Source organism: Cocleimonas flava (genome assembly GCF_004339015.1).
GTDB classification, from domain to species: domain Bacteria; phylum Pseudomonadota; class Gammaproteobacteria; order Thiotrichales; family Thiotrichaceae; genus Cocleimonas; species Cocleimonas flava.
Genome location: NZ_SMFQ01000004.1, coordinates 607,125 through 619,802, shown reverse-complemented (window position 1 = coordinate 619,802; position 12,678 = coordinate 607,125). Strand labels below are relative to the sequence as shown.

Below are 12,678 nucleotides of genomic sequence, written 5' to 3'. Positions count from 1 at the left end.
ACCAGACGGTAGCTTTGGTCCAGTAACCTCGACGGCAACACAGCCTTCGGGAGATGTCTCAACAACCCAAACCGATCCAGCGAATAACATCTCGCCAGCGGTAACGGATACCTATACAGACACCACAGCACCAGCTGCACCAACGCAAGTGATTACGGTAAACACTGACGGTACACTCAGTATCTCTGGAACGGGTGACCCTGGAAATACGGCTACCGTGACGTTCCCGGATAACACGACCGGTACAGCGACAATTCAACCAGACGGTAGCTTTGGTCCAGTAACCTCGACGGCAACACAGCCTTCAGGAGATGTCTCAACAACCCAAACCGATCCAGCGAATAACATCTCGCCGGCGGTAACGGATACCTATACAGACACAACTGCACCAGATGCACCAACGCAGACTATAGAACTTAATCCTGATGGTACTTTAACCATTACAGGTTCGGGTGAGCCGGGTGCTACTGCGACTGTTACATATCCAGATGGAACGACTGATACAGCAATAGTTCAACCAGATGGCACGTTCGGTCCAGTGACATCTACAAATCCACAAACTTCAGGTGAAGTTACAACCACACAAACAGATCCGAGTGGGAATACTTCATTACCGACTACTGACTTGTTCACAGATCTATCAGCGCCTGACGCACCAACGCAAGTGATTACGGTAAACCCTGACGGTACGATAAGTATCACTGGAACCGGTGAACCTGGAAATACGGCTACCGTGACGTTCCCTGACAACACTACGGGTACAGCGACAATTCAACCAGATGGTACGTTTGGCCCAGTGACCTCAGTGGCAACACAACCGTCGGGAACGGTATCAACGAACCAAACAGATGACGAAGGAAAAATTTCTCCTCCTGTAACTGATTATTATACGGATAACTTGTCTCCTTCAGCTCCTACGATAAACGTTGTAGATGGCGCAGATGGTTATTTGTCGGCTAGTGAAATTTCAGCGGGTATTACAGCTGTGATTACAACACCAGCGGGGACTGTTGCAGGTGATGTCTTGACGGTTGATACAGATGGAGACAGCTTAGCTGATCACACGATCGTACTGACAACAGAACAATCTTCAGGTGGTACAGTTAATGTCATTGTGGACCCTTTAGATATTCCTGCTAACGGCACATTTACGATTGAAGCTCAGATTACTGATGAATCAGGTAACACAGGTGATAGTGCTTCAGTAGCTTTGAATACAGACTCTGTAGCACCAAGCTTGACAATTACAGCACCTAGTAATTCCTCGGATGCAACACCTGGACTTACTGGTAGCAGTGATGAAATAGGGGCGGTAGTTTCTATAACGGTTAGAGATAGTTCAGGTGTTATACAAACAATATCTGCAACAGTTCTTCCTAACGGTTCGTATTCAGTTGAAGTTCCATCATCGATGGCGAATGGTGATTATACAGTTAATGCAACGGTTGCTGATGCTTATGGTAACAGCACCAGTATTTCTGCTTCAGGTTCTATAGATGCTGAATCTGCTCCTGTTGCTAATAATGACAAAATGGATGATCAACCTTTAGGGCAAACAGTAACTATTCATACTGTTGGTAACGATATTGATGCGGATAATAACCTTGATCCTAAAACGGTAACGTTGCGTGATACATCTGGTAATTCTGTCACTTCGCTATTAGTAAGCGGCGAGGGTAACTGGACAGTGGATGCAACAACTGGTGATATTACCTTTACCCCAATAACTGGTTATTTGTTAGATCCTACACCTATCAGTTATACAGTCAAAGATACAACTGGACTTGAGTCAAATGTAGCAACGGTAACAATTGATTATGAAGATCCTGCTGCACTAGAAGGGGCTGTTTGGCTAGACAGCGATCAAGATAATACGATTGACGCTAGTGAGACACTCAAGTCCGGATGGACACTAAAGATCAAGAATGACGATAGTGAAGTCGTAGCATCGACTACTACAAATAGTCAGGGTGGTTATTCAGTAACAGGTTTAATTCCACAGGAATACTCAATTGAGCTCTTTAATACCAATGGCACGTTGATTGGAGTCAAGTCTACACAAGGTTCTTTAACATCAGGACAAGTACTCAACTTACTCTTATCAGTAGACCCCAGCGGTATCATGTATGACAGTGCAACTAGTGAGGAGTTAGCTGATGTAACCATACAACTAGTTAACTCTCAAGGTACTGCGGTGAGTGATAGTTGTCTGGGAGAAGGCCAGCAAAATCAGGTGACAACAGAAGATGGAATATACGCTTTTGATGTAAACCCAGCTGCGCACTCAAGTTGTCAAAATAATGAAACCTATACGATCAAGGTGCTATCTGCTCCCGCTGGTTACTTCACAAATAGTACGATAATACCTCCGCAAGCAGGTGTTTATGACAGTGATTCAAATGAGTCTCGTTGTACTGTTGATGTAATTAATAATAGCGGCAGATGTGAAGTGCAGGGTCAGCCTGATGCTCCAAAGGGTGATCAAGATAAAACCTACTATATGAATTTCTCAATGAGTTCGGGTGACAGCAATGTGATCTATAACCATATCGCGCTGGATTCAGAGATAGCACGTCAAGCAGACATAGCTGATGACACTATATTAATGAGTATATCTGCGAGCAAAAAGCAAGTCAGTGTGGGAGACCAGCTTTACTACACGATACGTGCTGAGAATACTGAGGAAGATGGTATTGATGTCGACGTTCGAAATGATTTACCTAAAGGTTTTAAATTTGTATCAAATGAAGCAAAACTGACAAGAGCAGGAGAAGACAAAAGCATAGGTACTGATGACGATATTGTTACAACAATTAAAGCAACAGGTACTGACGCAATAAGTTTTGGCCCATTAGCATTGGATGGTAAAGAAGTCGTACAGATAGGCTATATCGCTAAAATAGGTACCACAGCAAACCAGGGGAATGCTGTGAATACAGGTCAGGCATTTGCTACAGACTCTGACAGCGATGTTGCTAGTAATATCGCTACCGCGACCGTTGCGGTCGTTGCTGACAGTGTATTGGATCAATCTACCTTGATAGGTAAAGTATTCCATGACCGTGATGGTGATGGCTATCAAGATCCAGCAAGTGTCACTGGTCTTACGGTGAAAAGTGATTACTTTGGTTGGAATAGTTTAAACCTTGGCAGACTTAACGGTCGTATCAGCGCCAACGATGATCCCGGTAAATACCGTAGAGTTGTTCGCATGCCTTATTCGAAGAAGAATGACTTCAAGGTTACGACTCAACAAGGCACGGTAATTACAGTGGATAACCAGGGTCGGGTTAAGACAGCTCATAGAGGTGAGAAGAGGAGAGGTCTTACCGCTCAGGATATTCGTGTAACGACACGTAGAATCCGGGGTGTGCCAACGCAGACACCAATCAAATCGAAACGTGTTCCTGCAAAAGACACAGATGTTCTTGAAATTACGATGACAAACTACGGAATTAATGAAGAAGGTATTCCAGGTGTGCGTCTTGCTACAGCTGAAGGTCTCCTTATTGAAACCGATAGTTACGGTCGTTATCACATACCGGATGTAGATGGTGGTCGTCGTGGCTGGGGTAAAAACTTTATTATTAAAGTTGATGTGACTACCTTACCTAAAGGCTCTCGTTTTACTACTGAGAATCCAAGGGTGCTTCGTGTCACAAGCTCTGCGCTGAGTAAGATTAACTTTGGTATTCAATTACCAAACCAACAGTCTTCAAACACACAATCAACAGAAAAAAGTGCCCCAAAGGTGGGGGGTGTGATTGAAAGCGAGATGACTGTCGAAGTTATTCTTAAAAGTGACTTCTTTGTGAGCAATCAAGTGAATATCTTAGCGGGTAATCTAAAAGTGTTGGATGAGATCGCTGCAGCCGTAAAAGAACATGGAAGCGCAATCATTCAAATCAAATCTGGTAAGAATAAGGCTCTGACTAGATTGCGGGCAAATGTAGTGAGAAAAGCACTTCATAAGAAATTAGGAAATCTTATGGGACAGGTAAAAGTGGAAGCTCACTAAATAGAACACTCAGAGAACATATAAAAAGCATAAGACATGGATGTCTGCTATTTCAAAAATATAAAAATAAGACCAACGATGAACAGGTTTAATAATGAATACAAGACTAACAGTAAAGACTGATTTAATTACCAATTTGAGCACCAAGTCGGGCAATGATTTAGGTATCAATCTGGGCACTAATGTTGATACCAGGAAGCCATTCAATAGCGCACCAAAATTTGGTAAAGCGTTGTTTGGTCTTGTTATGTGTAGTGTTTGTGTGATCACACATGCAACTGAAAGTGATGAAAACACCAACGATTCTTATTCGATTAAAGTGGTAAAAAAGCAGGCTGCAGATAAAACTGTCTCTTACACAGTTAAGCCTGAAAAAACAGACCCTTTAAAGTCAGCGGATTCAAATGATGCAAGGACTATTCGATTAGGAGAAGGCGGAATCATCTGGGTCAGTAATGATCCTGTTTCCTTGACGCCACTGTTGAATGTATCAACAAATAAAGATGTGAAATTTTCAGGCAATGCATTTGAATCAGACGTCACATTTACGTTAAATACAAACTATGCAGCATTTATCGATAGCTGGGAATTAGATATATACAGAGCCACTGATGAAGACGAGCGTCGACCATTAAAAAGTTTTAGTGGCTCAAATCTCATCAACGGTCAGACAATCGCATGGAATGGTGATGTCAAAAAAGGAGAAAAACTCACAGCAGGTGATGAATTAAAATATATATTAACCGTTCGCAATAAAACGGGGCACAGTGATACAACCAATGCTCGCACAATTACCCTTCAAGGACCGGGTCGTAATTTCGAAACCGATACGGTAAGTACACAAAGTGTTGAAAATAATCTCGATCGACAGACGATTCCTTTATACGGGTCTAGAATTCGTTTGTTTGGCAACGATATCTTCGATCACAATCAAATATCCATTGATGGGGAAAAGGTAACAATCACCGAAAATCGTTTTGTCGTAGAACGATTACTCCCAGAAGGTAAACACGAATTTAATGTTGAAATCACTGAAAATAATGAAGCCAGCTACAGTAAAAAACTCAATGTTGATGTAGATGGCCGCTATATGTTTATGGTGGGGCTGGCTGATGTCACAATTGGGGAAGGTAGCGTTTCTGATAATCTGGAAACATTAACCGATGGGGATAAGTATCTGGAAGGTGATATTTTTGTTGATGGTCGTATCGCTTTTTATCTGAAAGGAAAAGTAAAAGGTAAATACCTGGTTACGGCTCAGATGGATACAGGTACCGCAGACATTGAAGATCTGTTTGATGATATTCATAAGAAAGACTCACAAAGTCTATTCAGACGTTTAGATCCAGACCAGTATTATCCCGTCTATGGTGACGACTCAACCATCATCGATGATACAGACAGTCAGGGTAAGATGTATGTACGTGTCGATTGGGATAAGTCACGTGCACTCTGGGGTAACTTTAATACGGACATGACTGGCACCGAGTTGAGTTCATTCAACCGCAGTTTATACGGAGCAAAGTTAAGCCATAAAAGTACTCAGGTCACTAGCGACGGTGATCATAAAACGGATGTTACGGTGTTTGCATCAGAGGCTCAAAGCGCCTTTAGACATAATCAGTTTCTAGGAACTGGTGGAAGTCTCTACTATTTAAAAGACACAGACATTGTGGTGGGTTCAGAGAAAGTCTGGGTAGAAGTGCGCGATCGAAACAGTGAACGCGCCATTGAAACCATCGTGATGGAAGAGGGGCGAGATTATGAAATTGATGACTACCAAGGTCGCATCATTCTGCATCGTCCGTTATTGCAAATTGCAGAACAAGCAAGCCCATCTTTAGTTAAAGACAATCCCTTAGATGGCGACCAAGTTTATCTAATGGTTGATTACGAGTATGTGCCGGATGATTTTGAAAGCGATAAAGCCAGTTACGGAACACGTGGCAAAGTCTGGTTAAATGATCATTTTGCAGTTGGTGGCACTTACGCTCATGAAAATCGCGATAACGATGATTACGATTTACAGGGCGTTGACATCACACTGAAGAAATCCAAAGGCACATATTTCACGGCAGAATATGCTGAAAGTGAATCTTTGCAAACTGCGGGTAGTTTTAAGTCTATCGATGGTGGTCTCAATTTTAATGACTTGATCTCTGATGATGGATTAACAGATAAAAAGGGAACTGCTTATAGTTTTGAGGCGCGTGCAAACCTTGAAGACTTTAGTAAACATACAGGGGTTTTAGGTGCCTGGTACAGCCATCGTGACGCAGGGTTTTCAAGTGCGCGATTAGAACAGGGCACTGAAACGGTTGGAGCTGGTGTAGAAGCAATCATCGAAACAATGAAAGCGATGAAATTATCCGCTAAATCCACTTTATTAGATAAAAAAGATATCAGCAAAGTCACCACCGCAAGTGTTCAAGCCGACTATACCTTGAATGATAAAGTGACATTGAGTGCTGAAGTCAGGCACATCAAAGAAGAAGATCAAAGCGAAAATGTAAACACCTCCGAATCGATTGATGGGGAAGGCACATTAGCTGCATTCAGAGTGGGCTACGATGTGAATAAAGATATCAATCTTTATGTTATCGCACAAAGCACCTTGAGCAAGAGCGGCGCTTATACCTCTAATGATCTGATTACACTTGGAACAAAAGCCAAATTAAACGATAAAATTGATCTTAACGCAGAATTCAGTACAGGTGATCGTGGCGAAGCGGTTACTTTAGGTGCTGACTACAAAGTGAGTAAAGATCATACGGTTTATACCAATTACACCCTATCGACAGATGATAGCAGTGATCAAGGAAACCTATTCACGGTCGGTCAACGCAAATCTATCAGTAATCGATTGAAAGTTTTTAGTGAGCATCAATTTACTCATGAAGACAAGCAGTCGGGACTCGGTCATACCTTCGGTATTGATCACGAGTATGACGATGATATTACGCTAAGCGCATCTGTCCAAACGGTTCGACTAGATAAAGAAGACGGTGGAATTACAGATCGTGATGCATTCTCAGTCGGTTTGACGTATGAAAAAGGGAAAAGCACAGGAAGCTCACGATTAGAATATCGTCGAGACAAAGGACAAACTAATCTTGTCCCTGAAGATACGGAACAATGGGTCACAACTAATCGATTAAATTATCAGTTAAGCCCTTCGTTACGCTTGCAGGGTAAAGTGAATTACTCGGTAACCAAAGATATTATCGGCAATAGTAATGATGCCAAATTTGCAGAAGTAGGTTTTGGGTTTGCATTTAGACCAGTTGATAATGACCGATTAAATATTCTTGGTCGTTTAACCTATCTTTATGATTTACAACCTATCTCGCAAAGTACAGAGGCTGATGAAAAGTCGTTAATAGCGAGTCTGGAAACAACCTATCAACTCAATCAAAAGTGGCAAGTTGGTGGAAAAATGGCTCACAAATTAGGAGAAATTCGCACTGATCGAGATTCAGGTTCTTGGGAGAAAAATGATGCGACCCTAGTGGCTGCAAGTGTTACTTATCACCTGAATAAAAAATGGGATGCAATGGCTCAGTATCATTGGATGAATTCTGATGAGTCACAAGACGCACAGCATGGTGCTATGATTTCCGTTGATCGTCATATTAATGAAAACATGAAGGTTGGAATCGGTTATAACTTTACCAACTTTGACGATGATTTAAGCAATACAAGTGGAGATGCAGAAGGGTGGTTTATCAACTTGGTGGGTAAGTTCTAATCCAAACTGCGCTTTAAGTTTAATCAATAATGGCCCACAGAAATGTGGGCTTTTTTATTGATTTAAAATAAAAATATATACACCCCCCTACTTATAAGCCGTTTTTTTGATCGTATTTTACCCCAATAGGGATATTCAGAAACTCTAATATACACGTATACTTTGTGAATCAAATTTCAATCAATATGTTATCAAAAGTGTATCTAACGTATTGCTTACTGATATTTATATAAATTTAAAAAAGATGTTAGAGGAATAGTCAATGAATCAGGAATATTACGATGCAGTTGTTGCAATGGAAAAAGCAGGCGTAGATGCTGAATATCTACAAGGCTGGCAGGGAGGATACCTTGTAAATCCTGAGCGCGAAGAACAGCGTGTGACCGAAGCATACGAAGCAGGATATGCAGATGGTACTGAAAAAAACATGGATGGCTACAAAGAGTGGATTAAATAATCACTTTGTTTTAACCATTTAGACAACATAAAAAAAGCAGGTTTAACCTGCTTTTTTTATGTTTAGCTTTTATGGGTAAATTATCTAAAAGCCACCCCCCCACTTATACCCGTATTTATAGAGGTATACTTTTTAACTGTTTTTAAGCTGGTTTATCCCTTAGTAAGACATGACGAGAATCCAGTGCTTCGCCGCCTACATCTTTAATTTCTTCGTCCACTAATCCTACCGATTTTACTGTCTTTTTAAACAGCCCATAAAACTCCGGCATAAGCACTTGCTGAATATAATCCAGCGCCCATTTTCTATCATTGGGACCAAGTACATCAGCAATATTATTACCGAATTCACGCCCCATAGAGAAACCAGGCTCGTGCTTTTCTTCATTCCACTTGGTGTCGGAATAAGATTCAAAGCGACTATTTAGCTTTTCGATAAAGGGGGTTCTGTAATCGCCTGGACCACTAAAGTCTCTCGCATTGTCTTGCACATGATCCGCTACTTTTTTCGCGTAAAGGCTGATGAGTGTGGCGCGATCTTCATCGCTCATCGTTTCATGCACCACGCGATCCAATGATTGAATCATGAATGCCATCACTTCTTCGATGACTTCGATGCGTTGTACTTGCGAATCTACCTGAAAATTTTCATTTTCAATTTCTAACAAGGTCTGCATGCCGATTTTCCAGCTATTAAAAGCAAGCACACTGACGGCATCTTCAACCGTTACTTCGCGCTCTTCTTTGCTCCACTTTGTTTTGATACGAATTCGCATAATGATTTCCAAACGATAGTTATTAGAATTATAGGTATCTCTTTAGGAAAAGCGAATACCTCTTTAAAACCTTGTATTATGCCTTTATGAATAGCCAGTTAGAAGAACTCGTAAAAACAGTGCAACACAACTGCCATATAGCGGATGCCAGACATGCGGGTGATTACACCTTGTGCGTATATTTGCTGAAAATGCGGGAAATGTATCGCTGGGAGCAGGGGATTAATTTTAAGACGATGCTAACAACCGATGATGTTGGAGATTGGTTAACGCATCGGGAAGGTGTCTGGGATGAGCTGGAAGAACAGGAATATAAACCTCTGAATATCGAACAGCAGCACTTTAAAGCATTCGATAATAAAGCGATCAACGCTGTATTAGGTAAACAGAACCTTGTATATAACGCGGGTCTGGGTATTCGCAGCAGACCACACTTTTTTATTGCAGAACTTGAAAAGTCCATTCGGCACGATGACTACACAATTAGCATTTCTGACAAAGAATATGCACGGGATATGGCCGCTCCACCGGCAATGGCTCAAGGTAAACATATCTTTATTCGGCGCGAATCATTAAGGCGTGTTATTTGGGAAATTCTGGATGATGCGAGGGTGTCTGGTTTAGATAATCCCTTGACCAGAGCAATGAGTTTTTATGATTTCGAATCAGACCCGGAAGTTGCAATCAACCAGATGACAGAGTTTGAAATCGAACACGTAATTCAACATGAAATAGGTGAAGTTAAAGCCGGTGAGCTATTGGCTCAAATAGCAGGCGATGAAATCTGGAATGAGATGCTCAATAACTACGCCCGTACACATGCTGAAATCATGTTACGAGCAATACGGGATCATCTGGCAGATTCTATAACTACCTTAATTAAATTGTTAGATGATAGCTGTATTGAACAAAATAGCGCATCCATACATTTTTATTTTGGTAATTTGACAGCCATGCGAAAGCACCTAGCGCCAAAGCTGGTGGATGCGTATCAGCATTGGAATAAAACGGGACAGCTAGATCAAATTCAGCGGGTGCTTGAATATTCGCAAAATCATTGGTTAGGTCTTTCCAGAAAATTAATTGAACAGTATCAAGCCGGGAAAGATGCAGCCGCAATCGAAGCATTAGTGAATGACAATAAATTAGTATGAGTAAAATAGTAGAAGTAAAATCAGGAAGTTTTATTTTTGAAATCAAGGATGCTTTACCTGATTTCCTATGCGATGACATGGTTGCCCGTTTTGAAGAAAACCAATCCGACCAATATGCCGGACGTGTAGGGTCGGCGATGACAGACAATACCCAGTTAAAGAAAACCACAGATTTAGTTGCCAGTGGCAAAGAGCACTGGAAAGACGTCGATAATAATCTGTTTAGATCACTGGCGATGGCATTAAAAAGCTTTAAAGAGAGCTATCCCTATTTTGCCGATATGAGTCGATATAAAGATATGGGCTATAACTTACAACGTTATCAACCGGGCGAGTACTATCACTGGCATGTGGATGCGGATAATCTGGCACTGGCATCGCGCCAATTGGTTGCCTTGTGGTATTTAAATGATGTGGAGCAGGGTGGGCAGACTGATTTTATGCATCAACACGTATCAATCACCCCAGAGAAAGGAAAACTGGTTTTATTTCCACCATTCTGGACACATGAACATCGTGCAGCGGTGGTTGAGCAAGGCGTTAAATATATAGCAACTACCTGGATAACCTTTAGATAAATGAAGCTGGCTAAAACTAGGCTACAAAGCTTACTTAAAGACTGTTCTAACAGTTCTAACAGTTCTAACAGTTCTAACAGTTTAAGACGTAGAAGGCTCATCCCTTCGAGACAAACGTTTATTCAAAGCCTGACGTGTGATACCTAAAATGCTGGATGCTTTCTTCTGATTGTTATCGCAGCGTTTTAACGCTTCATCAATAAGATTGTTGGTTGAATTCTTTATTGTCGGTAACTCATACATACTTACAAAATCCCCCCATACTTCTTTGGCTTTTGCGCTATCACCAGAGGAAGTTAATGCTAAATGTCTTTTGATGTGATCAAGGCTTAAGGTATCACCCGTGGTATGGATAGCTGCGTCATAAAGCAACATTTCCAATTCACGTACATTGCCTAAAAACAAATGATTATTAAAAAGATCATATAATTCATTGGGAATCGCAGGTGATTCTTTGCCAAGTTCTTCACAAGCGCGTTTCAGGAAGAATTTTGTTAATACCGGAATGTCATCCCGTCTTTCTCTCAGAGGCGGAATTTTGATGGTGTGTATTTGCAGTCGGAAATATAAATCATTACGAAAACTTCCTTCAGAAATGAGGGCTTCCAGGTTTTGATGCGTAGCGGTGATAATCCGAGCCGTATTTGTTTCTGATATATCAGAGCCTAACGGGTAATAGGTATTTTCCTGAATCAAACGTAATAATTTGATTTGTGATTGTGGTTTTAAATCACCTATTTCATCAAGGAAGATGGAACCGTTTTTAGCTTTTTTAATCAGACCTTCTCGATTCTGAAGCGCCCCTGTAAAAGCGCCTTTTTTGTGCCCGAAGAGGCTATCAGAAAACGCGGTGTCATCAAGTCCGGCAGCGTTTACGGTAACGATGTTACCCGTGCTATTCGAAACATTGTGAACTGCATGTGCAAAAAGCTCTTTACCTGTGCCGGTTTCTCCCAAAATTAAGACAGGTCTATTAGATTGTGCAATCGCCTCGATGTATTTAAACAGCTTCTTCATTCCTGTATTTTCAGTCAGAATATTGGAAAAGTGTGCGGATTGAGTGACTGTATTATCAAGAAGGTGTTGCTGGATTTCTAACAGTTCCTGTTTGTGATTTTTCTCTTCGATTGAATTTTCAATGACGTGAAATAAGCGCTCATGATCAATTGGCTTAACAAAATAGTCGGAGGCACCGAGTCTGGTACATTTGATAGCAACGTCGACAGTATCATCACCTGTAATCATGATGACTATTTTTTCCGGAAAATCTTTTTTTATTTTTGATAATAAATCGAGTCCACAGACGTTGGGCATATGCAAATCAAGTAGAATAATATCAGGCTTATTAGTGATTATTTCCGGTATCACTTTTTCAGCATCGGTGAGTATTTGCTGTTTGGTATAACCCTTAGTTTTTAATATGATCGATAAGCCGAGCAAGGTCTTCTCGTCATCGTCTACCATCATAATTGATATATCTTTATTCACTCTGTGTTTCCTTAAAATATGTCTAAACCATTTCTACTGAGGTTTTCTTAAGCTTGATCGGAGCTCGTTTTAGTCGTTACTTCTGTCTGGTCAACTTTGTGTAATATCTCTAAAAGCCTGATGTTGTCTAAAGGCTTAATGAAGTAGTCGAGTGCGCCTAACGCTTTGCATTCCTTAATGGTATCCCGGTGATCCATGGCAGAAATGATGATGATGTTTAGGTCAGGGTCGATTACCAAAAGAGGGGCAATTAGATCTTTACCCGATAAATGCGGAATATTGAGGTCGAGCAATACCACATTAAATTTGGTGGCTGATACTGCTTCGAGTACTTCGCGGCTATCGGTTAAGGTGGATACATCTTTAAAACCTTTAGTTTTTAAATATGTGGATGTACTCCGGGTGATCATTTCCTGATCGTCTACTATTAATATTTTCATGTTCACATGCTCGCTAATAT

At 41.1% G+C, this 12,678-nt stretch carries 8 protein-coding genes; 5 read left to right on the top strand and 3 right to left on the bottom strand.

The window, feature by feature from the left end; translation table 11 throughout:
- From EV695_RS14525 to EV695_RS14515, 3 genes are all read left to right on the top strand, one after another.
- The coding region (locus tag EV695_RS14525; protein ID WP_207907094.1) for an Ig-like domain-containing protein at window positions 1–4,018 on the top strand (4,018 nt) is incomplete at its 5' end.
- A 94-nt stretch (window positions 4,019–4,112) separates the two neighbouring features.
- Window positions 4,113–7,766, top strand: a complete 3,654-nt coding sequence (locus EV695_RS14520) for a TonB-dependent receptor (RefSeq protein WP_131906698.1) — start codon at window positions 4,113–4,115, stop codon at window positions 7,764–7,766.
- Window positions 7,767–8,028: 262 nt separating this feature from the next.
- On the top strand, window positions 8,029–8,223 hold the full coding sequence (locus EV695_RS14515) for an Alvin_2107 family globule sulfur oxidation protein (RefSeq protein WP_131906697.1): 195 nt from the start codon (window positions 8,029–8,031) through the stop codon (window positions 8,221–8,223).
- Window positions 8,224–8,365: 142 nt separating this feature from the next.
- Here EV695_RS14515 and EV695_RS14510 read toward each other — a convergent pair whose 3' ends face one another.
- Entirely contained in the window at window positions 8,366–8,998 is a 633-nt protein-coding gene (locus EV695_RS14510) for a hypothetical protein (protein ID WP_131906696.1), read from the bottom strand.
- 86 nt (window positions 8,999–9,084) lie between these two features.
- Here EV695_RS14510 and EV695_RS14505 point away from each other — a divergent pair, with 86 nt between their 5' ends.
- The gene (locus tag EV695_RS14505) at window positions 9,085–10,152 is read left to right on the top strand and encodes an Sfum_1244 family protein (protein WP_131906695.1); all 1,068 of its coding nucleotides are present in this window, start codon (window positions 9,085–9,087) and stop codon (window positions 10,150–10,152) included.
- Window positions 10,149–10,730 carry a prolyl hydroxylase family protein gene (locus EV695_RS14500; protein ID WP_131906694.1) on the top strand — a complete coding sequence of 194 codons (582 nt, stop codon included), beginning with the start codon at window positions 10,149–10,151 and terminating at the stop codon, window positions 10,728–10,730. The genes EV695_RS14505 and EV695_RS14500 overlap by 4 nt, the downstream gene beginning before the upstream one ends.
- 81 nt (window positions 10,731–10,811) lie before the next feature.
- Here EV695_RS14500 and EV695_RS14495 read toward each other — a convergent pair whose 3' ends face one another.
- On the bottom strand, window positions 10,812–12,218 hold the full coding sequence (locus EV695_RS14495) for a sigma-54-dependent transcriptional regulator (RefSeq protein ID WP_131906693.1): 1,407 nt from the start codon (window positions 12,216–12,218) through the stop codon (window positions 10,812–10,814).
- A 47-nt stretch (window positions 12,219–12,265) separates the two neighbouring features.
- Window positions 12,266–12,658 carry a response regulator gene (locus EV695_RS14490; RefSeq protein ID WP_131906692.1) on the bottom strand — a complete coding sequence of 131 codons (393 nt, stop codon included), beginning with the start codon at window positions 12,656–12,658 and terminating at the stop codon, window positions 12,266–12,268.
- Window positions 12,659–12,678: the final 20 nt, after the last annotated feature.

What these genes read in the sequence shown, in the direction of transcription:
- EV695_RS14520 (WP_131906698.1), top strand. Translation starts at nt 4,113, where the DNA reads ATGAATACAAGACTAACAGTAAAGACTGATTTAATTACCAATTTGAGC.
- EV695_RS14515 (WP_131906697.1), top strand. Translation starts at nt 8,029, where the DNA reads ATGAATCAGGAATATTACGATGCAGTTGTTGCAATGGAAAAAGCAGGC.
- EV695_RS14510 (WP_131906696.1), bottom strand. Translation starts at nt 8,998, where the DNA reads ATGCGAATTCGTATCAAAACAAAGTGGAGCAAAGAAGAGCGCGAAGTA.
- EV695_RS14505 (WP_131906695.1), top strand. Translation starts at nt 9,085, where the DNA reads ATGAATAGCCAGTTAGAAGAACTCGTAAAAACAGTGCAACACAACTGC.
- EV695_RS14500 (WP_131906694.1), top strand. Translation starts at nt 10,149, where the DNA reads ATGAGTAAAATAGTAGAAGTAAAATCAGGAAGTTTTATTTTTGAAATC.
- EV695_RS14490 (WP_131906692.1), bottom strand. Translation starts at nt 12,658, where the DNA reads ATGAAAATATTAATAGTAGACGATCAGGAAATGATCACCCGGAGTACA.